The organism is Solibacillus sp. FSL W7-1324 (assembly GCF_038008025.1).
In the GTDB taxonomy this organism is placed as follows: domain Bacteria; phylum Bacillota; class Bacilli; order Bacillales_A; family Planococcaceae; genus Solibacillus.
This window is the reverse complement of record NZ_JBBOYH010000001.1, coordinates 3,419,857-3,444,575: the sequence shown is the minus strand read 5'-3', so window position 1 is coordinate 3,444,575 and position 24,719 is coordinate 3,419,857. Positions and strand designations below refer to the sequence as shown.

Annotated in this window: 22 protein-coding genes; 17 read left to right on the top strand and 5 right to left on the bottom strand. The window is 38.7% G+C overall.

Features of this window, described 5'->3' with window-relative positions:
• Positions 1-35: 35 nt before the first annotated feature.
• The gene (locus MKY71_RS17180) at positions 36-806 is read right to left on the bottom strand and encodes a TSUP family transporter (RefSeq protein ID WP_339174189.1); all 771 of its coding nucleotides are present in this window, start codon (positions 804-806) and stop codon (positions 36-38) included.
• Between the two features lie 133 nt (positions 807-939).
• On the opposite strand from MKY71_RS17180, the gene MKY71_RS17175 reads away from it, so the two are divergent.
• The 14 genes from MKY71_RS17175 (at position 940) to MKY71_RS17110 (ending at position 14,364) form a co-directional block, all read left to right on the top strand.
• A complete protein-coding gene (locus tag MKY71_RS17175) occupies positions 940-1,659 on the top strand; it encodes a YjjG family noncanonical pyrimidine nucleotidase (protein WP_339174187.1) in 720 nt (239 codons plus the stop codon).
• Positions 1,660-1,713: 54 nt separating this feature from the next.
• A complete protein-coding gene (locus tag MKY71_RS17170) occupies positions 1,714-2,382 on the top strand; it encodes a nuclease-related domain-containing protein (RefSeq protein ID WP_339196428.1) in 669 nt (222 codons plus the stop codon).
• Positions 2,383-2,516: 134 nt separating this feature from the next.
• The gene (locus MKY71_RS17165; protein WP_340733459.1) at positions 2,517-3,392 is read left to right on the top strand and encodes a polysaccharide deacetylase family protein; all 876 of its coding nucleotides are present in this window, start codon (positions 2,517-2,519) and stop codon (positions 3,390-3,392) included.
• A 100-nt stretch (positions 3,393-3,492) separates the two neighbouring features.
• On the top strand, positions 3,493-4,329 hold the full coding sequence (locus tag MKY71_RS17160) for a putative RNA methyltransferase (RefSeq protein WP_340733458.1): 837 nt from the start codon (positions 3,493-3,495) through the stop codon (positions 4,327-4,329).
• Positions 4,330-4,335: 6 nt separating this feature from the next.
• On the top strand, positions 4,336-5,226 hold the full coding sequence (locus MKY71_RS17155) for an NAD-dependent epimerase/dehydratase family protein (protein WP_340733457.1): 891 nt from the start codon (positions 4,336-4,338) through the stop codon (positions 5,224-5,226).
• 63 nt (positions 5,227-5,289) lie between these two features.
• The gene (locus MKY71_RS17150) at positions 5,290-5,892 is read left to right on the top strand and encodes a lysophospholipid acyltransferase family protein (RefSeq protein WP_340733455.1); all 603 of its coding nucleotides are present in this window, start codon (positions 5,290-5,292) and stop codon (positions 5,890-5,892) included.
• 56 nt (positions 5,893-5,948) lie between these two features.
• A complete protein-coding gene (locus tag MKY71_RS17145) occupies positions 5,949-6,410 on the top strand; it encodes a low molecular weight protein-tyrosine-phosphatase (protein WP_339196424.1) in 462 nt (153 codons plus the stop codon).
• A 324-nt stretch (positions 6,411-6,734) separates the two neighbouring features.
• Positions 6,735-7,598: a KPN_02809 family neutral zinc metallopeptidase gene (ypfJ, locus tag MKY71_RS17140; RefSeq protein ID WP_339174170.1), complete on the top strand. Its 864-nt coding sequence runs from the start codon at positions 6,735-6,737 to the stop codon at positions 7,596-7,598.
• A gap of 159 nt (positions 7,599-7,757) precedes the next feature.
• A complete protein-coding gene (locus tag MKY71_RS17135; protein WP_339196418.1) occupies positions 7,758-8,477 on the top strand; it encodes a YebC/PmpR family DNA-binding transcriptional regulator in 720 nt (239 codons plus the stop codon).
• Positions 8,478-8,672: 195 nt separating this feature from the next.
• On the top strand, positions 8,673-10,421 hold the full coding sequence (locus tag MKY71_RS17130; protein ID WP_340733453.1) for a methyl-accepting chemotaxis protein: 1,749 nt from the start codon (positions 8,673-8,675) through the stop codon (positions 10,419-10,421).
• A 166-nt stretch (positions 10,422-10,587) separates the two neighbouring features.
• A complete protein-coding gene (locus MKY71_RS17125; RefSeq protein ID WP_445683739.1) occupies positions 10,588-12,291 on the top strand; it encodes a M3 family oligoendopeptidase in 1,704 nt (567 codons plus the stop codon).
• Positions 12,292-12,439: 148 nt separating this feature from the next.
• Positions 12,440-13,528, top strand: coding sequence for an AI-2E family transporter (locus MKY71_RS17120; RefSeq protein ID WP_339174162.1), 1,089 nt, complete (start codon positions 12,440-12,442; stop codon positions 13,526-13,528).
• A gap of 120 nt (positions 13,529-13,648) precedes the next feature.
• The gene (locus tag MKY71_RS17115) at positions 13,649-14,116 is read left to right on the top strand and encodes a hypothetical protein (protein WP_340733451.1); all 468 of its coding nucleotides are present in this window, start codon (positions 13,649-13,651) and stop codon (positions 14,114-14,116) included.
• Positions 14,117-14,136: 20 nt separating this feature from the next.
• On the top strand, positions 14,137-14,364 hold the full coding sequence (locus tag MKY71_RS17110) for a hypothetical protein (RefSeq protein ID WP_339174156.1): 228 nt from the start codon (positions 14,137-14,139) through the stop codon (positions 14,362-14,364).
• Between the two features lie 492 nt (positions 14,365-14,856).
• On the opposite strand, the gene MKY71_RS17105 is transcribed toward MKY71_RS17110, so the two are convergent.
• The 4 genes from MKY71_RS17105 to MKY71_RS17090 all read right to left on the bottom strand — a co-directional run bounded on the left by MKY71_RS17105 (position 14,857) and on the right by MKY71_RS17090 (position 20,116).
• Positions 14,857-16,986 carry an MMPL family transporter gene (locus MKY71_RS17105; protein ID WP_340733450.1) on the bottom strand — a complete coding sequence of 710 codons (2,130 nt, stop codon included), beginning with the start codon at positions 16,984-16,986 and terminating at the stop codon, positions 14,857-14,859.
• Positions 16,987-17,094: 108 nt separating this feature from the next.
• A complete protein-coding gene (locus MKY71_RS17100; protein ID WP_340733448.1) occupies positions 17,095-18,111 on the bottom strand; it encodes an inorganic phosphate transporter in 1,017 nt (338 codons plus the stop codon).
• A gap of 19 nt (positions 18,112-18,130) precedes the next feature.
• The gene (locus MKY71_RS17095; RefSeq protein ID WP_008405849.1) at positions 18,131-18,751 is read right to left on the bottom strand and encodes a DUF47 domain-containing protein; all 621 of its coding nucleotides are present in this window, start codon (positions 18,749-18,751) and stop codon (positions 18,131-18,133) included.
• 204 nt (positions 18,752-18,955) lie between these two features.
• Entirely contained in the window at positions 18,956-20,116 is a 1,161-nt protein-coding gene (locus MKY71_RS17090) for a class I SAM-dependent methyltransferase (protein ID WP_340733446.1), read from the bottom strand.
• 287 nt (positions 20,117-20,403) lie between these two features.
• Here MKY71_RS17090 and hflX point away from each other — a divergent pair, with 287 nt between their 5' ends.
• The 3 genes from hflX to MKY71_RS17075 all read left to right on the top strand — a co-directional run bounded on the left by hflX (position 20,404) and on the right by MKY71_RS17075 (position 24,716).
• Entirely contained in the window at positions 20,404-21,681 is a 1,278-nt protein-coding gene (hflX, locus tag MKY71_RS17085; protein ID WP_340733445.1) for a GTPase HflX, read from the top strand.
• A 316-nt stretch (positions 21,682-21,997) separates the two neighbouring features.
• Positions 21,998-23,482, top strand: coding sequence for a peptide MFS transporter (locus MKY71_RS17080; RefSeq protein ID WP_340733444.1), 1,485 nt, complete (start codon positions 21,998-22,000; stop codon positions 23,480-23,482).
• A 400-nt stretch (positions 23,483-23,882) separates the two neighbouring features.
• Positions 23,883-24,716, top strand: coding sequence for a GNAT family N-acetyltransferase (locus MKY71_RS17075; protein ID WP_340733442.1), 834 nt, complete (start codon positions 23,883-23,885; stop codon positions 24,714-24,716).
• The last annotated feature ends 3 nt before the right edge of the window (positions 24,717-24,719 follow it).

The following is a 24,719-nucleotide window of genomic DNA, read 5'->3' as shown; positions in this document are numbered from 1 at the left end:
AAAGATGCCCAAGTTAAATTGGACATCCGGCACATTTATTTCAAGAAAAAATCATAGCTGTTTTTTGCAAGTAAAGTAATCGTGACGACGATGAAAAGGACACGCACATAGCCGCTTCCACGCTTAATTGCAAACCGTGAACCGACAATCGCTCCGACAATTTGAGCTGCCCCCATTATCAAGCCATATGTATAATTGATTTGCCCTAAGTAGATAAACATTAAAAGAGCCCCGATATTACTCCCGAAGTTAAGGAGCTTTGCATTACCGGCTGCCTTTAAGAAATCATAGCCGACCATTAGAAACGCAAAGATCAGGAATGATCCAGTACCAGGACCTAAAAACCCATCATAAAAACCGATTAGAGAAATCACGAAGAAAAATAAAATATACTTTGTCTTTGAAAGTGATTTGACCGCCGAAATACTGCCCCAATCTTTTTTGAAAATTGTATAGACTGCTACGGCTGCCAGCATTATCAGCATTAAAGGTTTTAATAAGTTCGGATCAAGTAAATGGACAATCCAGGCCCCGATCATCGAACTAATAAAAACCCACGGAAAATACTTCATGACAGATTTAATATCTAGCTTTCCAGACCGATAAAAGGTAATAGTACTCGTTAAGGAACCCATTGTCCCGGCGAGTTTGTTTGTTGCAACAGCTGCAGAGGGACTTAGCCCGGCAAACATTAATGCAGGCAGTGAAATAAGGCCACCGCCTCCCACAACAGAATCGATAAATGCTGCTAAAAAACCAAAACAAATTAAAATAATAACTAGTTGTGGGTCTAACTCAAATCCCATAAAAGAACCCTTCTTTCTTCACATCGAGCAATACACTCATGCTATCGAAAATTTGGAGTAGTGTAAATAGTTAAAATTATGGTTCGATTATGATAAGGTAATATATTAGTATAACGGAACGGAGTATGGATGAATGAAGGATTATCAATTTTTATTGTTTGACTTAGATGATACATTATTGGATTTTAAAGCTGCTGAAAAATTAGCTTTACCAAAATTATTTGAAGCATATCAGCTGCCATTAACGCCTCAAATCGAAGCTGTTTACCGAGAAATTAATACCGGTTTATGGCGTTCGCTTGAAGAAGGGCTGATCACTCGCGACTTTCTCATGGAAACCCGTTTCGGCAAGACATTCGAGCATTTTGGTGTTGAAGTGGATGGCAGGTTATTGGACGCCGAGTACCGTGGCTATTTAGCAGAAAGTAAAGTTTTTGTTGAAGGTGCACTGGAGCTGATCCAAACATTGGCACCTGAATATGAACTGTATATTACATCAAATGGATTGGCGGAGACACAGAATAAACGTCTCCAAGTAACAGGGCTGGCACCTTATTTTAAGCAAGTCTTCGTTTCGGAGGATACAGGCTATCAAAAACCGATGAAGCCATTTTTTGATTATGTGTTTGAACGGATTCCAAATTTTGATCCAAACAAGGCGATGATTATTGGTGATTCTTATAGTGCGGATATTATCGGGGGTGTAAATGCTGGAATCGATACGTGTTGGCTTAACCCGTCGAATGCAGTACCATCAACAATTCATCCGACTTATGAAATACAAACGCTGGCTCAACTTTTGCCCATTATAAACAGTAATAAAGCCATCAATCAACAGCCTTTAGGTATTTAGGTTAAGGCATTAGTATATAAAATGAAATGCAATAATGCAGAAGGAGTGTACGCAATGACATTATTTATACTGGTCGTTCTCATTGCGATTATAGGTTACTTTATATTTAAATTATATAAGCATGACAATACACCATTTTATCAGTTGACCGGTTATTCCTATTTTGACATCCTATTGAATAAAAGTGTCCGAACTTCCTACCAGCTTATAAAGGAATTGGAGCATGTTCAAGGTACAAAGAAAATAATGGTGAATCTACAATTACCTGTACAAAATGAAATTCAAACAATTGATGCCCTTTTACTCCATGAATCAGGAATTTATGTAGTGAATGTGAAAGAGAAGTCAGGATGGATAAATGGACGGGAACAGAGCATCGAGTGGATTGAGCTATTGTATAAAAATCAAAAACAAGTATTTAATAACCCAATTCATGAAACGAAGCGTTTAATCCATACATTAAAAGACCGGCTGCCGGAAGTAGATGGTACAATTTTTGAAACAATAGTAGTTTTTACGAATGATTGTTCATTCCAGCAAATTGAGATTCAATCTTCCGATGTAGAAGTGCTGAAAATCGGGGATTTGAAAAAGTGGGCAGCAACAATTGAAGGAAAACGTTTATCGGAGACAGAGATTGAAAATTTGTATGCAACATTAGAAACCTTTATGCAAAGAAAAAATGTGAAATTACGTTCAAAAACGGCCACATCGGTAAATTAATTAGAAGAGAGCAAAGTAGTTTTTTCTGCTTTGCTTTTTCTTATAGGAAAAATATATAAAAAAATCCAAAATTTTATCAACTTTTTGCTCTCCTTAAACGTCTAATAAAAAGAAGAGTAAAGGAGGGTAGTAGAATGGGCAAAAAAATAACAGTGCTCAGCATATTATGTGGAATATTAATAGTTGTCGGTTTTCGTGTATGGACTAATACACCGCCAACTTATGCTAGCAATAAAACGGTAGTGAATGCTACTTATAAATTGCCGTCCATTTCCAATGATTATATAAACAAGTCGTCCGCCAGCTTAAATAAAATGATGCCGTATTATATGAATGACGGCGGGGCACCGGGCAGAAATTGTACAACATACATAAAGGTTGAAAATATATTGGATAATAAGGAGGCTGATGTTGTACAAGAAAGTGATCAGCAGCAAAAACAAACAGAACAGGAAGCCAATCACAAAAGAATTGCACTTACGTTCGATGACGGCCCCCATAAAAATGTGACCGACCAAATTTTAATGACACTGCAAAAGTATGAAGTGAAAGCAACATTTTTTGTACTCGGTCAAAACGCTGCAAAGTATCCTGATGTCGTAAAAAAAGCGGATGCTTTCGGTCATGAAATTGCCAATCATACGTGGAGCCACAAAAACTTAACGAAGCTAAACGCACAACAAATGCAAGCGGAAATCGACCGGGCAAACGACGCAATTTGTGATGCAACAGGGAAGACGCCTACGATGTACCGTCCGCCATTTGGAGCATTGGACGAAAAAGTACGGGAGTCGATTGACTTAACGCCGGTACTCTGGAATGTCGATACACTTGACTGGCAGCATAAAACACCTAAAAAGACATTGGCTAATCTAAAGGCACAAGCAAAGGACAATGGCATTATTTTGATGCATGATATTCACCAGCAATCAGCAGATGCATTAGAGGATGTCATATTGTATTTGAAAGAAGAAGGCTATGAATTTGTGACAACGAGCCAACTATTATAGATTGAAAGGATTTGAAGGGAGTAGTGACCACTATTTCCTTTTTTTATTTGAATGAGTTTATGGTACGATACTAGCGAACACATATGAAGGAGGATCCATCATGGGTCTATTATCAAAGCGAGCGTTAAGTATTCAGCAGTTTCAAGTCAATAGCCGACTTTTTGCGTGCCCTATTTGTAAACAGGAAATAGAGATAAGTAATGAAGGAAAAATGAGCTGTCTATCGAATCATACATTTGATGTGGCAAAACAAGGCTATGTTTATATGTTAAACCGTCCTGTCCAATCCATGTATGGAAAAGAACTATTCGATTCGCGCCATACAGTTATTCAAGCAGGGATTTACGATCGGTTGCAGGCAGCAATTGCCCGGGAAATCACTGTAGCACAACCGGTACTTTTAGATACAGGCTGTGGCGAGGGGTCTCATTTGCATCGTATTTGCGAACAGCTTGATCGCCCTGTTGGTGTAGGAATCGATATTTCTAAAGAAGGGATAATCGCAGCGGCAAAGTATAATCCCGAAGAGCTTTGGTGTGTCGGTGATTTAGCGAATAGTCCGTTCAATGAGCAATCATTTGATGCGATTTTAAATATTTTATCCCCTGCAAATTATGATGAATTTAAACGTCTATTAAAACGAGGCGGTAAAGTAATTAAAGTCGTGCCACAGGAAAATTACTTAAAAGAACTGCGTAAACAAGCATTTGCAGATTCGGAGAAGGAAAGCTATACAAACGGCCAAACGGTAGAGCGTTTCAAGGCAAGTTTTGCAAATACCGAAGTAAAAAGAATTACGTATACAGTACCGCTCGAACCATATTTAGTACAAAACCTGCTAGAAATGACACCGATGGGCTGGCATATTGAAGATAAAGAAAGCATTCAATTACAGGAAATTACAATTGATTTAGATTTATTAATTGGAATGGAGTGAGCGTAGATGAAGAAAATCCTAGTATTAGGCGGGACACGATTTTTTGGCCGTAAATTAGTGGAACTTTTATTGGAGCAAAAGCATGAGGTAACAATTGTTACGCGCGGAATGTCGGAGAACCCTTTTGGCGATGCAGTGGAGCATATTAAAGTGGACCGTAAAGATACAGCAGCTTTCGAGAAAGCATTGGAAAACCGTACATTTGATATTGTGTATGATAATATTTGCTATTCACCAAACGAAGCAAAACAGCTGTGCGATCTATTCAATGGGAAAATCGGCAAGCTTGTTTTTACATCTACATTATCTGTATATGATGCTGATGGGAAGGCGCATTCTGAAGAAGACTTCGATCCGACTTCCTATGACATCATCATGGGCGACACACATGAATTTACGTATGGTGAAGGAAAGCGTCTGGCAGAAGCGGTATTTTATAAATTTGCCGAGTTCCCTGTAGTGGCAGTCCGTTTCCCAATTGTTATGGGAGAAGATGATTACACGCGCCGATTGCATTTCCATATTGAGCGCATAATGAATAAAGAACCGATTGGATTTGTGAATATGGATGCGGAAATGTCCTTTATTCAGGCAACAGAAGCGGCTCGATTTTTACAGTGGGCAGGTAATGATAATGTGGAAGGCCCAATTAACGCGACAGCAAATGGGGCGATTTCTTTAAAAGAACTTATTGCTCTTATTGAAGAAAAGACAGGGGAACGCGCCAAAATCGCGCTGCTTGGGACAGAGGAAATCCGTTCACCATACGCGATTCCCGCAACATGGTATATGAAAAACGACAAGGCGGAGCAATTAGGATTTTCGTTCAGCAAGCTTGAAGACTGGCTGGCTCCATTAGTCGAGCAAATTGTAGGAACTACAGTAAAGCAACAGTAATTGAATGTAAGTATGACTTTCAATTAAAATGAAGTGAGATTAACGATAAGGTAGGAATGAAACGTGTATAAATTTATTGCAAGACTTGTATCTGGAATTTTAGGGGTTAACGGAGCAAAGGCTAAGGTATATGGGAAAGAAAATATACCGAAAGAAGGCGGTTTTGTCGTTGCCTGTACTCATAATGGCTATATCGATATTTTGAACCTGGGGATTTCAATGCTGCCAAAAGAAGTACACTTTATGGCTAAGAAACAACTGTTTGATATAAAAGGTTTAGGCTGGCTAATTACGAGATTGAATGCATTCCCGGTGGATCGTGACAATCCGGGACCAAGTGTTATTAAAGTACCTCGCCAGCTTATTAAAGAAGGAAAAGTAGTTGGTATCTTTCCTAGTGGAACACGAAGCTCTGAAAACTCGGAACTGAAAGCCGGTGCAGTGACGATTGCTCAACTGGCAAAGACGGTAATATTACCGGCTGCTTATATCGGTCCGAAAAATGCAAATGGTGTATTCAAACGCCAAAAAGGCTATTTAATTTACGGAAAGCCGTTTACGGTTGGCGTGGGAAAAGAAGGCCGTGAACAATCCGTGCAATTTTTGGAAGAAGAACTGAACCGATTGACAGCACATTTAAAAGAAATGCATCCGGAAGTAAAATAACAGGAGCTGCGCGAAAATCTTTCGTGCGGCTTCTTTAAGTAGGAGTGGATAAAGAGATGAAGCAAGTACTATTCGTATGTTTGGGCAATATTTGCCGCTCTCCTATGGCAGAGGCGGTTATGCGTGATTTAATTGCTAAACGCGGTTTGACGGATCAAATTACAGTCGATTCGGCCGGAACGAGCAATTACCATATCGGAGAACCCCCGCATAAAGGAACAACGGCAAAATTAAAAGAATACGGAATTATGCCAACAGGTATGCTTGCAAGACAATTACGCTCGTCCGATTTAGACAGCTTTGACTATATTGTCTGTATGGATGAAAGCAATGTGAAAAATACGATTGAAATGCTGCGTGCAGAAGCAGATGCAAAAGTGTTCCGTTTCCTTGATTTGACGTCACATCAAAAAGATGTACCGGATCCTTGGTATACAGGGGACTTCCAGGAAACCTATGATTTATGTGTAGAAGGCTGTGAGGCATTGCTGGAACGGATATTACAAGATATAAAATGATTATGGAAAGCGGATTAGATTTAGTGTTAATCAAATCCGCCTTTTTCATCTTCCTACGGCAAAGACAATTCGATTATTGTGTTTTGGGATTTTGCCGTTTTTTCTTACTTGTTTTTGAAATAAAGACCCCTTTACCGGACAGCATCATGATAAAGCACCCCTTTTTCTTTAATTACCAATTAGACTAAGCAAAGGATAAATACGTTACACTTATAGGTTTCATTAAATATAAAGGCTATTTTATTATTACTGTCGGTTATAAGAAGCTTTGTTAAGGGTAATTATATTGCAAAGTATGTAGAGAGTCATATGGAGGGAATAGCTATGGATGTGAAAGGAAGACGGAAAAGCAGTAATGTGGAAGATCGCCGGGGGATGAGTGCCGGGAAAATCGGTGGAGGACTTGGTGGAGTCGGAATAATTATTGCTATTATTTTTACATTGCTTAATGGCGGAGATGCGGGGGATGTTGTTTCGGAAGTATCAAAGAGCATTACGCAAAACGGTGCAACTTCTGAAAACTATGAACCAACCGCTGAAGAAGAGGAACTGGCGGAATTCGTTTCCGTAGTACTTGCGGATACAGAGGATATTTGGCAACAACTGTTTGCTGACAATGGACTGACATACGAAAACCCGACGCTCGTATTATTTACGGACAGCGTAAGTTCCGGATGCGGGATGCAAAGTGCAGCGGTTGGGCCATTTTACTGTCCGGCGGATTATAAGCTTTATATTGATTTAAGTTTTTATAAAGAATTAAAAAACCGATTTGATGCACCGGGTGATTTTGCAATGGCTTATGTAGTGGCACATGAAGTCGGTCACCATGTCCAAACATTGTTGGGTACATCCGAACAAGTACACGCGCTAAACGGAAAAGTATCGCAAGCTAAATATAATGAAGCAGTGAAACGTCTGGAACTTCAGGCGGACTATTACTCGGGTGTATGGGCACACCATGTCCAGGATAAGGGCTATTTGGAAGAAGGCGATTTTGAAGAGGCATTAACGGCAGCGAATGCCATTGGCGACGATACATTGCAGATGGAAGCGCAAGGCTATGTCGTTCCGGAAAGCTTTACACATGGTACAAGCGAACAACGGATGCGCTGGTTCAAAAAAGGCTATAATGCCGGTACACTTCAAGGCGGCGATACATTTAGTTTAGAGGCTTCCCAACTATAAACGTGTGACCTATAGCATCGAAAAAGTGCTATAGGTTTTTACATTTTTTTGTGCAGAGTAATTTAAAATTATTTCAAGTTTATGTATAATAAATAAGTTAAATATATTTTTTCGTTTTTAAATAACGTTACTAATAGAGTATGAAAGAGAGTGAACAAAATGGGTCGTAAGTGGAATAACATTAAAGATAAAAAGGCTGGGAAAGACGCAGCAAATAGTCGTATCTATGCTAAATTCGGTCGTGAAATTTACGTAGCAGCAAAATCAGGTGAACCAAACCCTGAATCTAACCGTGCATTAAAAACAGTTTTAGAACGTGCAAAAACTTACTCTGTACCGAAACATATTATTGAAAAAGCAATCGACAAAGCAAAAGGCGGCGGCGATGAGCAATTCGATGAGTTACGCTATGAAGGTTTCGGTGTTGCGGGTACAATGGTAATCGTTGATGCGTTAACAAACAACGTAAACCGTACAGCTTCTGAAGTACGTGCAGCATTCGGTAAAAATGGCGGTAACATGGGCGTATCAGGTTCTGCAGCGCATATGTTCCAAAACACAGCTGTATTCGGGATTGAAGGTAAATCAGAAGATGAAATTCTTGAAATTTTAATGGAAGCTGATTTAGATATGCGTGACATCATGGATGAAGAAGGCACAATCATCGTGTATGTTGAGCCGGAACAATTCCATGCAACACAAGAAGCATTTAAAGGAGCAGGCATTGAAGAGTTCACTGTAGCAGAGTTAACGATGCTGCCAATGACAGATGTTGCTTTAACTGGTGATGATTTAGTGAAGTTCGAAAAAATGATTGATGCATTGGAAGATTTGGAAGACGTGCAACGCGTATACCACAATGCTGATTTAGGCGAATAATGATGTAAGTCCAAAGATGATTCTTTGGGCTTTTTATTTTTGCTGACTATTGGAAACTAACGGGAAATAGGTGGTGCTATTTTCTTATTATTCATTAATAATATGTAGTATTCTCGAAAAGCAGTTGCATTTAAATAACCTTTAATTCAAAATAAATTTAACAATCAAATATTATACTAGGAGACATAATAGGCTATGAAAAGAATGGACAAATTAGGTAGTAGAATCATCTTGATGATCGGCATTATTTTCGCGGTTATTTTAGTATTAACCGTTGTTATGCTTCAATTTAATTCCGCGCGCTCAGTACAGTCATCAGTGAAAGAACGTACGATTGAAGTAGCTAGTAATATAGTAAATTACATAGATGTACAAAAGTATGAGCAACTTATTGAAAACCCGGAAGAAAATGCAACATATTGGGAATTACGTGAACAGTTAAACGAATTACGCGAATATAATGGTGTCATGTATGCCTATACCTATTTTGTACCAGAAGAAAATGGGGACGTTACCTTTTTAGTTGATGGCATGCCTTCAGATGATACTGAAAATGCCGGGAAGCTGGGTGAAGTTTCAGGCTCTACAAAGTACGAGCATATTGAGCGCGTTATCGAAGACGGCCGCTTTGCAACAGATATTTTAAGCAGTGATTTTGGTGAATATATTACCGGTATTGTACCGGTTAAAAATGATGCAGGGGAAACAATTGCCTATTTAGGTGTTGATATCAATGCATCATATGTCTCGGCTCTGACAAAGGATGTGGCAAAGGAGATTGTGCCAATTATTGCGCTAATTTTCATTGTTATATTTGTAGCCGCTTTAATCGGTATTTACAGTTATATCCGTCGGGCGTTAGCTCCATTAGAAACTTTGAATAAAGCAGCAGAAAATCTAGCTTCAGGTGATATTGTTGAATCACAGTCTATGTTGGAAAAGCTGAATTTTAAAACGAATAATGAAATTACAGCGTTCGCAAAAAATTTCCAAAGCTCGCTTGTCGAGTTATCGGCTACATTCCAAGTATTGAAGGAACGTACAGATGGGCTGGGAGAAGTGGTTAATTTAATTGAAACATCAACAGAACGTGTGAACACATCAAATGAAAAAATGGTGGAAAATATTACTACAATTTCACAGAGTGGGTCATTGCAGCAAGTAAGTAATAATGAAGTAAATGCGGCGATGAATGAAATGGCAATCGGCATTCAGAAACTGGCCGATACATTTAATGAAATTGCGGAAATCTCTTCTGATATGACAAGCCTTGTAGAAGATGGAGCACAAAGTTCAGGTAAGGTAGTTGACCAGATCCACGGGGTAGAAAAATCAGTGGAAAACACTGCTAAGCTCGTGAAAGAGATGGGAGAAAACTTCCACTCAATTAAAGAAATGGTAACAGTCATCACGAATATTTCGGATCAGACGAATTTACTTGCGCTCAATGCAGCAATTGAAGCAGCGCGTGCAGGAGAAGCCGGTAAAGGTTTTGCGGTTGTAGCGGATGAAGTGAGAAAACTGGCAGAAATGTCCCGTACATCAGCGGATGAAATTTCAGGTCATCTTCAAAAATTCTCACAGATTACGGATCGTTTACTAGTTGAGATTGATATGACAACAACAGATGTTAAAGAAGGAACGATGGCAGTAGGTGAAATCGGTCAACGCCTCGATCAAATTTTAAATTCTGTATTGAATGTCAACAATCGCATTCAGGACGATTCAGCAGTTGTTGAGGAAATGTCGGCAGGAGCAGAGCAGATTTTAGCTTCGACTGAGGAAATGAGCCGGTTAGTAAACGATACTTCCGACTATGCAAAACATTTGGCACTTGCCTCAGATGAACAAACACTCGTCGTCGATGATTTAACAAAAGCGGTTGAAGAATTGGATAACCATTCACAGCAAGTAGTATTGGAAATGAATAAGTTCAAAATATAAAGACTGATATAAGCGGCTGGGACCTTTTCTCAGCTGCTTATTTTTATGTCTATTAACCTAAAATAAAGATAGACAAATATTCTGAAAATAATTGCAATTTTTGCCATAATCATAAATAATAAAAGAGGGAATTTCGAATTCCGAATGAAGTGAATAGATGAGGTGAATGAGTTTGGTAACTTTTAAAGACTTTGATTATAAACGTCCGGATTTAGAAGAAATGAAAGAACAGACTACAGCATTATTAGAAGAATTTAAAGCTGCAACTACTGTAGATGAACAAAGCGAAGTGATCGAAAAGTTAAATGCGATCCGCAATACATTTTCGACAATGGCTAACCTTGTTTATGTACGTGCATCAATTGATACAAATGATGAATATTACCAAAAAGAGCGTGACCATTTTGATGAAGTAAGCCCAATGGCGGACGAGCTTGTATTTAATTACTATACGGAACTAGTAAAATCGCCATTCCGTGCTCAGCTTGAAGAAAAATGGGGCACGCAACTATTTGCCTTAGCTGAAAACTTACTAAAAGGTTTCTCACCTGCAGTGATTGAGCTTATGCAAAAAGAAAATAAACTAACGTCTGAATACAGCAAGCTAGTTGCTTCTGCTCAGATTGAATTTGACGGAAAAACTTTGACATTGGCACAGCTTGGACCATATGCAGAATCGACTGATCGTGATGTTCGTAAAGCAGCACGTGAAGCAAGTGCAGATTTCTATGCTTCAAACAAAGAAAAGTTCGATCAAATCTATGATGATTTAGTAAAGCTGCGTCATGAAATTGCTACAAAACTAGGATTTAAAAACTATGTGGAACTTGCCTATGTCAATATGAACCGTATTGACTACAACGCAGAGATGGTCGCAAAATTCCGTGAACAAGTGCGGGAAAATATCGTACCGCTTGCAACGAAACTTTACGAGCGCCAAGCAGAACGAATCGGAATAGAGGACTTTAAATTCTACGATGAAGGTTTAACATTCTTAACAGGAAATGCCGTGCCTCAAGGTGATCCGGAGTGGATTATTAATAACGGTAAAAAAATGTACGAAGAACTATCAAAAGAAACAGGCGAGTTCTTCAATTATATGATCGAGCATGACCTGATGGATCTGGTAGCGAAAAAAGGTAAGGAAAGCGGCGGATACTGTACGTTTATCGAAGACTACGAATCACCGTTTATCTTCTCGAACTTTAATGGCACATCTGGTGATATCGATGTACTGACACATGAGGCAGGACATGCATTCCAAGTGTATTCAAGCCGAAATATTGGTATCCCGGAATACTTATGGCCGACATATGAGTCAGCAGAAATCCATTCTATGAGTATGGAATTCTTTACATGGCCTTGGATGGAGCTATTCTTCAAGGACCAAACAGATAAATATAAATTCTCGCACTTAAGCAGCGGGTTATTATTCTTACCATACGGTGTAGCAGTTGATGAATTCCAGCATGTTGTATATGAAAATCCTGAAATGACACCAGCTGAGCGTAATGCTGCTTGGAAAGAAATCGAAGCGAAGTATTTACCGCATCGAGATTATGACGGTCATGAATATTTAGAGTCAGGAGCTATTTGGCAGCGACAAGGCCATATTTATACAACGCCATTCTATTATATTGACTACACGCTAGCGCAAATTTGTGCATTCCAGTTCTGGAAACGCTCACGCGAAGACTTCGAAGGGGCTTGGAAAGACTATCTGCATCTATGCAGTCTTGGCGGTTCATTTGCTTTCACAAAACTTGTTGAAGAAGCGGGCTTAATTTCGCCATTTGACGACGGCTGTGTGGAATCGGTTGTAGGAACAATCGAAGACTATTTAAATTCAATCGATGATAAGAAGCTCTAAAATTTAAGGGGTGCGTTTCGCAAATAGTACTTTGCGAAACAATCCTTTTTTATTTTTTGTATTTTATGAAGCTTTATGGCATGCTAAAACGTACATAGTTATAGTAAAAATTATAAGTAAAAGAAAGATTGAGAAAGAGAGTGAGCCGATGACTAGAAAACTGTGGTTCCAAGTGGGCGTAGGTATTCTAATTACATTATTAATTATCAAATATTTTATTGAAATTCATTCAATTTTTAATCCGATTATCATTATTTTTACAACCATCCTTGTACCGTTATTACTCGGTGGGGTACTCTATTATATTTCGGAGCCATTGCAGCGCATATTGGAAAAACGGGGTATGCCGAGATGGGGAAGTTTAATAACAATCGTCCTTATAATTGCAGGTTTATTCGCAACTTTTTTAGTTTTAGTCGGTACTCCAATTGCAAACCAAGTAAACAGACTTGTTGAAAATGCACCGACAATCGCTAAGGATATTGAAGAAACAGCGGATTTTATTTTAGATAATAAGGATAATATTCCGATGCTGCCGCCGCAAGTAGAAGAGTTTATAGCATCAGTAACGACTTCTATTCAAGACATTGCTGTCGCAAGTAGTAAGTATCTTGTGTCCTTCTTAAGTGGTGCGGTAACGGTAACCTTAACATTAGTACTGGCGCCGTTTTTCTTTATTTTCATGTTGAAAGACCATGAAAAGTTCGCTCCTCAAATTTACGGTATATTTAATGGTGAGAGCCGCACATGGGTTAAGAAAACATTGGAAGATATTGATAATGTATTAAGAAGCTATGTTCAAGGACAAGTGCTGGTCAGCTTTTTACTCGCAATTATGATGTATATCGGCTATTTAATCATTGGCTTGGAGTATTCATTATTACTTGCTTTGTTTGCATTTTTCATGAACATGATTCCATTTATCGGGCCGTGGATTTCCCTTGTCCCGGCAGTGATTGTGGCACTGGTTAATGACCCATTTGATATTATTTGGGTTGGTGTAGTGACGCTTGTCGCACAACAAGTGGAAAGTAACTTAATTACACCGAATGTTATGGGGCGATCTTTGGATATTCACCCGTTGACAGTCATTTCAATCGTATTGGCAGCAGGGAATATTGCCGGATTTATTGGAATTTTAATTGCCATTCCAACGTACTGCGTCATTAAAGTAATCGTTCAAAATATTTATGAAGAACGTAAACAGATTAAAGAGACTGCCACTAAGAATGTATAACACCAACAGAATCTGAATTAATTATAGCGGGACATATGTGATAAGCATATGCTTCGCTTTTTAATTTTCGCAGGACACGGTATACTTATAAATTGAAAAGACATTTAAAAGGAGCAGACAATGCTAACATTTGAACAAAAACAAGAAATTATCGAATCATTTCCGCAGTTAACTAAAAAGGAAATTTCATTAAAACGTGTGAATTATCACTTTGAAGGAAGTCTATACGAAAAATCAATCGTTGTAGAAAAATTGCATCCAAACGGCAATGGCTTTGTTTTCGTAGGCGACTTATTGAAATATGAAAAAGAAGCAGGCGACAACGGACTAGTCAATATTCGTGACTACAGCGAGGAAGCGTTACGTGAAATCGTACGGGACTCCATCAACTATTTATCTGAGGAAGAAGAAGAGATTTTACCGATCGTCGAAACGTGGACATCGCGTGAAGGTACGACGAAGCTGGAGCTGGAGTTTAACGATCGTTCTTGGAATATTTATCATCAAGGAAATTTAGAGGAAACATTCGGTACGCGTGAAGACGCTGTTGCTTATTTACGTGAGGAAGGTTTCCGACTTTCAAATTAGATAAGTGAGGAAATTGGAGAATGACACAACAGAATTCATCGAAGGAAATGTCCGGAAATAAAATGGTCAAAATTATCGTCGGTACAATTGTAGTAGCATCCATAGTTATTGTCATTGCAATTCAAGCATTTTACATGTTGTGGGAACCTAAAGACCCGAAGCAAATCGAGTTGAACAAAAGTGAAGAGGAATCGAGCGCTGTAAATTCAGTTATGTTTCCGTTTGAGGAACGGCTGTATTTAGGCTAGTTATGGAATCCCTTGCGTCGGTAGTGGCGCGGGGGATTTTTTTGTTTGGGTTTTGGCGGTGGGCGTGGTTGCGGTGGGCGTGGTTTTCTAATAAACAGGTGAAATGTTCTAATATATTTTAAAATGTTCTAATAAAATTGCGATTTTCTAATATCTTTGCCCAATGTGCTAATAAGTGTTCGAGATTTTCTAATATCGCGGGTGGATGTGCTAATATCCTGCCAAGTTGTTCTAATATATTTTAAAATGTTCTAATAAAATCTAAATCTCCAACCCGGACAGCCTAAATTAAAATGAAAAGCAGCTTAACCGGCATCCGTTTCCCCCGGTTTTCTAATAAAAGCAACGGAAGTTCTAATAACCACCAGATTTCTTCTAATAACCCCGGCATTTGTTCTAATAAACTTAGCCAGCTCCCGCACTCCACCAGATTTCCAAATAAAAAGCCGTACAGCCCATCTAAAACAGGCCGTACGACTATTTACTGATCAACTATCTCGTATTCTTCTTAAATGGCAGCCACCAGTTCCAGTCGCCAAACAGCTTCATGAAACTTGGGACGAGCATCAACCGGATGATTGTTGCGTCAATGGCAATCGCGATCGCAATACCGACCCCGATTTGCTTCACGGGCATAACATCCGTAAATGCGAAGGCGCCTGTAATAACGATCATAATAAGCGCTGCCGATGTAATGATTTTACTTGTGGAAACAAGCCCATCGACCGTTGCCTTCGTATTTGTTGCCCCTTTTAAATATTCTTCCTGAATACGGGAAATTAAAAATACTTCATAGTCCATACTCAAACCGAACACTAAGCAGAACGTCAACACCGGAATAATCAGCACAATTGTCGTTGCTTCCAGACCGAAGTGGCCGTATTGGAAAATGTAGACAAGGATACCGAATGTCGCACCTAAACCAAGGATGTTCATTAAGATCGCTTTCAACGGAATTAAAATCGACCGGAACGCAATCATTAAAATAAAGAAGGTAGAGACAATGATGATCGCAACGGCAATGAGTACTTTACCGGCAATTTCATCAAAAATTTCCTGATTGAACTTCGCTTGACCGGACAATGCAAAATCGACACCTAAGTCTTTTTCACTCCAGTCGCGTACGAAATCCTGTGCTTCGAATGAAGAACCGTCTGCATGCAGATAAGCAACCATATACATTTTGTCTTCCTGAATAAAGTTTTCCGCTACTTCATCCAGTGCACCGGGTGCTTGCGGGTTGCTGTTTGCCATTTCCCACATTTCAATAGACTCAATATTGGCTACAGTAAACATTGATGTTACCCGGTCAACAAGAGGGTCATCCAACAGCTGTTGCTGGATATCGAATATTTTTTCGCGTCCTTCTGTCGTATCCCAATCACCGGCAACTTCATTTTCTGCCAGAAGGAAAACCGGTGTATCGTCGCCGAGTCCGAATTGTTCATCAAGTGTATCGAACGTTTGGCGTGATTCATAGGATTCCGGCAATGAATCCGTGGAAGGGATCGTTAATTCGATATCTTTAATCGGCACCATCGCAACACATAGTAAAATGATGGCCACAACGATAATTGTGACAGGTCGTTTCATAACAAAGGCAGCGAATTTTTGCCAGCGAGAGGCAGTCGGTTTTATTCGGAAAACACGGCCTTTATTTAAACGGTCGCCAAGAAGCATCAATGTTGCCGGTAAAAGTGTAGTACCAGTTAAGACAGCGAGTAATACAACGATTGATCCGCCAAGCGCGATGTTCATAAAAATCTCCACGTCAATGACGATCATAGCACCAAGACCGATCATGACACAAAGTGCGGAGAAGATAATCGAACGTCCGGCTGTTTGGATGGCTGTTTGAACAGACTGCTCAATCGATTGGGTATTGCGCTCTTCACGGTACCGGTTAATAAGGAGCAATGCAAAATCAATGCTTAAAGCCAGCCCGAGCATTGGGACGATATTTAATACGAAAATCGACAGGTTCACACTGTCGCCTAAAAGAGCCAATAGACCAAGTGTAATGACAACTGTCGCACCGCCGACTAAAATCGGCAGTAAAGAAGCTACGATTGTACCGAAAGCCAGCAGTAAAACGATTAAAGCAATCGGAAGACCTATCGTTTCCGCTTTAATTAAATCATTTTGACTTGCGACATTAATATCCTTTGAAATAACCGGTTCACCTGTAATGGAAATACCGTTGTCTTCGCCGAGTTTTTCACGGAGCTCATCAATAATCGGGAAGTAATCATCCACCGAATTATCAAAATCGAGCATTCCATAGGCAAACCCGTCTTTATTTAATTCTTCGACACCTACGGGAGATGTGATTGTTTGAATCTCTTCTATTGTTTCTAAACTTGTTTCTAAACTTTCTAGGGCGGAAGAAATTTCTTCATCTGTTTTATTTTCAAACAGTACAAAAATCGTCTTTGCGGGTAAATTGAATGTATCGGACAGCTCGTTCGTTACATACGAGTGGTCGCCATCATAGAAAAACCCATCCCCTTGCAGTTTGGAAGGGAGTTGAAGTGCGAAAAATGCTAAAATAACTAAAATTGCACACCATATTAGAACAATCGGTTTTGCGAATTTAGTAATGAATGCTGCGAACTGTTTCATAAATTACCGCCTTTCTTTTTCCATAATTACAGTGTAATGGATTCATAGAAAAAAAGAAAAGAGGGAGGTTTGTCCGAAAAAATTTTCGAAGCAAACCTCTCCTCTTTATTAAAAGAACAGATTTAATATTGTATAAATAACCGCTGCCATGACAGCCGAAATAGGCATTGTAATAATCCATGTTGTAACAATTTTACGAGCCATACCCCAGTTAACGCCTTTTACATTTTGCGCAGAACCAACACCCATAATTGCAGAAGAAATAACATGTGTTGTTGATACAGGCAAGTGAATTAACGTAGCACCGAAAATAATGGATGCGGAAGCAAGGTCTGCAGCAGCACCGTTTACAGGACGGATTTTCATAATTTTACCGCCAACTGTTTTAATGATTTTATAACCACCGATTGAAGTACCAAGACCCATTGCTAAAGCACAGGCGAAACGTACCCAACCTTGTACATCATCCGTTGTTTGCCAATTTGCTGCAATAAGTGCCATCGTAATAATACCCATTGCCTTTTGGGCATCGTTTGTACCGTGAGTAAAAGATTGAATGGCTGCAGTGAAAATTTGCATAATACGGAAACCTTTATTTGTTTTATAAAGGTTCATATTCTTAAAAATGAATTTCATAATTGTCATCATGATAAAACCAGCACAAATCGCGATGATTGGTGATGCTAATAAAGCGATGATGATTTTTGTGAAGCCGCTATAGTTTAAAACCGCGACTCCAGATGATGCGATGGCAGCACCCGCAATCGAACCGATCAGTGTATGAGAAGAACTTGATGGAATCCCAAAATACCAAGTGACTAAGTTCCAAGTGATCGCCGATAATAAAGCGGCCAAAATAACAACAGTACCGATTAATGGTGCATCAGGTGTAGATAATGCAAACGGGTCAACAATATCTGACGCAATTGCTTTTGCAACACCTACGAATGTAATGGCACCCACGAAATTCATAATCGCTGCCATAAGTACCGCTACTCGAGGAGGTAGCGCACGTGTTGAAACGGATGTTGCAATCGCATTGGCCGTATCATGAAAACCATTAATGAAGTCAAATGCAAGTGCAAAAAAGACTACTAGGACAGTAATGATAAGTAGTGTATTCATTAAAAGGACTCCTCATTAATTACGCATTACGCATAATGATTGTTTCGATTGTGTTAGCAACTGTTTGACAGTAGTCGGCAATTTCTTCTAACTGCTCATAAATATCTTTGAATTTAATTAGACGAATTGGATCTTTTTCATTTAAAAACAGCTTTTTAATAGAAGAACGTAAAACTTCATCACATTCGCGTTCATAATCTTTAATTAAAATTGCGTGCTGACGCATCCCAACAAGATCCTTTTTGTTTAATAGTTCCATCGCTTTTACAATTTCATCAGTCGATTTGGCGATATATGCTAAGAAATCGCGCATCGATTCATCGATTTCTGTTAGTGAAAACATTTCGAAATGTGCAATCGTACCTTCTGCGCCATCTAGCACATCATCCATACGAATTGCTAATGATAAAATATCTTCACGCTCAATTGGCGTCATAAATGATTTATTAAGCATGACGATTAATTCATGGATTAATTTATCACCCGCTGTTTCGTATTGCTTCATACGAATGCTGATTTCTTTTAAGTCTGCAACCGTTTCAATGCGGAAATCATTAGCATAATGGATACCTTCACGCATATTTTCAGCAATTTTCAATAACGCTGAGAAAAACGGATCTTGCTTCTTTGAACTAAACATGGAATGCCTCCTGGATATATATAATTAAAATAATTTTAAAAATTAACCTCAATTATCATAACAAAAACTTAAAAAAATCTATACAATTTTTACTCTAACCTTATCAATCTTTACAATTCTGTAACAAAAGGAAAAGTTGGATAATTAATTATTTTTGGTCAAAAGATAGAAAAAACACGAATAAACGAGAAAACGGTTTTGAAATTATAGTAAATCCTGCAGCTCTTTTTCCAAAAATGGCTTCGCGTTTAAAAAGCGTACAAATTCATCATACTTTACACGCTGCTCATGCGTTGGTTTTTTCCCCGTATAATAAGCACGAATCAAAATATTCTTTGGCGTGTTTTCCATATCGATAAATTCCAATAATTGAGTATCGTAACCGACGAGTGACAATAGTTCGGCACGAATTGAATCCGTAGCTAATGCGGCAAAGCGCTCCTTCACTAAACCGTGCTGTGTCATAATCGATAATGCAGGGGATTGCAGCTGACGGTTCAGCTCGTGTTGACAGCATGGAACACTTAAAATAACTTTAGCGCCCCATTTTACTGCACGGGCTAATGCCATGTCTGTCGCAACATCACAAGCATGAAGTGTTACGACCATATCTACAGCAGTTTCTTCATTAAAGTCATTAATATCCCCAACTAAAAACTGCAGATTTTCATATTGTAAATCAGCTGCAATCCGGTTACATTCCTCAATGACTTCCTTTTTGAGGTCAAGGCCAGTGACATGTATATCAAGACCCTTTTCAACTTTTAAGTAATGATACAAAGCGAATGTTAAATAGGATTTGCCTGAACCGAAATCTAAAATGCGAATCGTTTTGTCTTTCGGCAAATGGGCTAAAGAATCATCGATGAACTCAACAAAGCGATTAATTTGTTTAAACTTATCGTATTTCTGTTTCTTTATTTTTCCATCTTCAGACTGTACTCCTAAACGGACTAAAAATGGATGAATACGGGAATCATCCAATAAATATTGTTTTTTTCTATTGTGGGATAAGTTCACTTGTTTAGTTGTCGCATTTTGATCAGATTTCCAAAGTACTTTGTTTTTCTTCGAGAGCTGCACTTGTACTGTCTGTTCCTGAAACTCGGCATGTACTTGACGGAACTGTTCAAAAAGAGCATCGAGCTTCGCGGCTAAATCTCCCACTGTAATATTTTCATGTTTTAAAATGCGCTCATATTGGTATTCCAGCTGAATCATATATTCTCCGCGAATTTCTACGGGCTTGAGTTTGACCCGTTTCAAGTCACTGGATTTTTGACGTGGCTGGCTAATAGTTGCTTGAAGTAATGTTTTATTAGAAATGAGTGCATGAAGCTGCACTTTCATTTGTTCGAATTCCATAAAAACCGCCTTTTCTTTTCATTAATTACTTGGCATAATTGCGTCTCGATTTTTCGAGGCACACAGGATGTAACGTATTTAGGCTGACTTCAATTTCCTAAAACCCTGTGACAACTGCCGGGGCTTCTCTTCATTCATCACTCACCAATGAAAGGTGCGTGATGAATGAAGAGAAATAATTGTGACCCTATAGTATCATAATGCGCTTATATGTTGTCATTGTACAGGGTTTTGAATTGTATGTTACGATGGGGAAAAACTATAGATTGTAGCAAGGAGGCAAAAATTTGAAAGATGTTGAAGTATTAATTGAACGCGGTATATTAGTTGGCGTCAATTTACAAAAGGATGAGCATTTTGATTACTCAATGGAAGAGTTGGCAAATTTAGCACAAGCTTTAGATGTTGAAGTTGTCGGCATGGTAACGCAAAATCTGGAGCGTGTGACACCTTCCCATTATGTAGGTACTGGTAAAATTGAAGAAATTAAGGCGTTCTTTGATGAAACAGATGCCAATATTGTTATCTTTAATGATGAACTGTCCCCATCGCAAATCCGTAATTTAGAACGTGATTTACAATGTAAAGTAATTGACCGTACAATGCTGATCTTAGATATTTTCAGTCGCCGTGCAAAAACACGCGAAGCCCAATTACAAGTAGAGCTCGCTCAATTACAGTATATGCTTCCGCGCCTAGTTGGGCTCCATGCTTCACTATCCCGTCAAGGGGGAGGAACAGGCGGCGGCTTTAAAAACCGTGGTGCTGGGGAAACAAAGCTCGAACTTGACCGTCGTAAAATTGAAGATCAGATTTCGAAAATCAAGAAAGAGCTGGAATCTGTTAAAGAACAGCGTGAAACACAGCGAAAGCAACGCCGTAAAAATGCAGTACCTGTCGTATCGATTGTTGGTTATACAAATGCAGGGAAGTCCACGATTATGAACCAGTTACTTGCAAAGGCGGGGCAGGATGATACGAAGCAAGTGTTTGAAAAGGATATGCTGTTCGCGACACTTGAAACTTCGGTCCGTAATATTGAACTTGAAGATAATAAATCCTTTTTGCTGACTGATACGGTTGGTTTTGTTAGTAAGCTTCCGCATCACTTAGTAAAAGCATTCCGATCGACATTGGAAGAAGCACGAGAATCTGACCTGCTGCTGCATGTTGTCGATGTTTCGAATGAGGAATACCGCTTTATGATGGAAGTGACGAATGAAACATTAAAAGCGATTGATGTTGAAAATATTCCTACTATATATGTATACAATAAATCTGACTTAGCCGATGTGGAATATCCGTTAGTAAGCGGGGATAATATTTGGCTTTCTGCGAAGGAAGATGTAGGGCTGGAAGAGTTGCTTCAGCAAATTAAGCAACAGATTTTTGCTAATTATGTTACATGTCAAATGCTTATTCCATATAATCAGGGTGGAATTGTTTCCTATTTAAATGAGCAGGCAACGGTTCTTGAAACCGCATATGAAGAGGAAGGTACATTATTAACGCTTGAACTTAAAGAAGCCGATTATCAAAAGTATGAAATTTATGTTGTAAAATAAGGATTGAAATACAAAGCTAAAGTACGTTGCTATGACAGCGCACTTTAGCTTTTTTGTTTTTTAATAAATTTTTGTCTTTAAGAAAAGTCAAAATAATTCATTTAGTGAAGTAATTGTTTTATAATACAAAAATCCTATTGTGAAGATTTGCCCTTTTTGTCTGAAAATAAAGAAAAAACATAAAATTATAACATTTTGATTATTTGTTGATTTTAATCAACTATTAGGCTAAAGTGTTCAAGTATATTATTTCAAATGTCAGACAACAGACATCGGATTTTATTGTCAGAATATTTATTAATCGGGAGGATTTCAAATGTATTCAAAAGAAGAAATCGTGAAGTCCGTTCCTCAAACTGGTTTTGTTGGTCAACCTAAAGGGTTGTTTACACTATTCTTTACAGAGTTTTGGGAACGTTTTTCATATTATGGTATGCGTGCCATTCTATTATTCTACATGTACTATGCAGTTAAAGATGGTGGATTAGGATTAGATCGTACGCAAGCTAACATCATCATGTCGATTTACGGTTCATTAATCTACATGTCAGGTATTATCGGCGGGTGGATCGCTGACCGTATTACGGGTATGCGTAAGGCGATATTCTATGGCGGAATATTAATTATGATTGGTCATATCCTATTGGCCTTGCCGCTTGGTGTAACAGCGTTATACTTATCGATGTTCTTTATCATCATTGGTACTGGTTTGTTAAAGCCGAACGTTTCATCTGTAGTTGGTGACTTGTATGCAGAAAATGATGCACGTCGTGATTCAGGATTCTCAATTTTCTATATGGGTATCAACATGGGTGGTTTCCTGGCACCTTTATTAGTTGGTTTATTCCAAAAAAACTGGGGCTTCCATGCAGGATTCAGTGTTGCTGCAGTAGGTATGTTCATCGGTTTAGTTGTTTACTTAATGTCACAGAAGAGCCTTGGTTTAGCAGGTTCTGTAGCACCAAACCCACTTTCTGGTAAAGAAAAGAAAACGACAACTCGTAACTTCACAATCGGTGGTTTAATTGTTGTAATTTTAGGTTTTGTAGCTTACCAAACAGGTAACGCAAGCATTGAAAACTTCTCATTACTGATTACTTTCTTAGGTGTAATGATTCCTACAGTATTTATTATTTTTATGTACCGTAGTCCAAAAACAAATGCAGACGAAAAGTCTCGTCTATTAGCCTATATCCCATTATTCATCTGTGCGGTAATGTTCTGGGCAATTGCTGAACAATCATCAACAGTTATTGCAACGTTCATCGATACTCGCACAAACTTAAATTTATGGGGCTTTGAAATTCCGGCTGCATGGTTCCAGTCATTTAACCCGTTATTCATCATCGTTCTAGCGCCAATGTTTGCGTTATTATGGACGAAATTAGCGGATCGCGGACCATCAACTCCGAAGAAATTTGCTTTATCTTTATTCTTTGCAGGTATTTCATTCTTCGTAATGATCGCAGCAATCGTTTTAACTCCGGAAGGTACGTTAGTAAATCCGCTTTGGGTTGTATTCTCAATCTTCCTGTTAGTATTAGGTGAGCTATTGCTTTCACCGGTCGGTTTATCAGCTACAACGAAATTGGCACCGGCTGCATTCGCTGGACAAACAATGGCGTTATGGTTCCTGGCATCAGCTGCTGCACAAGCAATTAACGCACAGTTAGTTCGAGTTTACGGAATCGTATCTGAAACAACTTACTTCGGTGTATTAGGTGGTTTATCGGTTGTATTAGGTGTTATTATTCTTCTGATTTCTCCAATCATTTCTAAAGCAATGCGCGGGATTAAATAATTATCAAACCTTTATTTACAGAATTTCTGTAAATAAAGGTTTTTTCTTTTGCCTAATAAGGAATAATAAAAGTTAACTACTTAAAATGGTAGCATGTGGTATATAATGAGATTGGGATGATACTTAAAGAAGTGTTACAACATCTTTGGTAAGGAAGTATCGATTCTTCACATGAACTTTTTTCGGTATTGTCAAAAACTTTTGCCGAAAGAGAGCTACTAAGGTTAATTTCGCTATAATTGGTCGAAAATAACCGGGGTAACCGATATATGTAGAACATTCCCGATGGTTACACATCTTTTTCAAAAGTCATGTAACAAATGCATGATTGCGGAGAGACACTAAGTAAAGCAAGGCGTTTTTAAGTATGAAGAATAGTAACTATAGGGGAGGCAGAATTATGTTAGAATCAGTGACGATTAAAGAATTAACGACAATTGAACAAATTGAAGAGGCGCGTAATCTAGAGCATGAAATTTGGGCTGTCGGCAGCATTCCGGTACATCAGACAATTGCGACAATTCGTAATGGCGGGATTGTACTCGGTGCATATTTGAATGATGAAATAATTGGTTTTAACTATAGTTGCCCTGGATATATGGATGAGAATATATACTTATATTCCCATATGATTGGTGTGAAGCGTAATTATCGTGAGCAAGGCGTTGGAGAATTGCTTAAAAATTACTTAAAGGATATCGCAATCGAGCGCGGTTACAGAACGTGCCGCTGGACATTTGATCCACTTGAAGCACGCAGCGGATTTTTAAACTTCTCGAAGTTGCGCAGTTATAGCGATACTTATATAGAAAATTGCTACGGCGAAATGGAAGATCCATTCAATCGGGTATTGCCTACTGACCGTCTTTGTGTAGAATGGCAACTTGTCGATAATGATTACTTGCGCTGGGATGCGAAAGTGGAAGAATTATTGGATGAAGCAAAGCCTGTAGTAAATTGGGAAGAAAACATGGTAGGGCTTCCGACATTGGACCCGGAGCAAAAGTTTGATAAAGAAGAAGCGCTTATTCATGATGCCTATCTGTTGCCTATCCCTACGAACTTCCAGAAAATCAAAGTGGAAAGTGTAGCTTTGGCAGAAGACTGGCGCTATAAAACAAGACATATTTTACAGGCAATGTTTGAACAAAATTATAAAATAATTTACTTAAATAAAATAAATGATAATATTAGCCACTACTTATTAGTAAAGCGTTCATTATTTGCTCTTTAATCA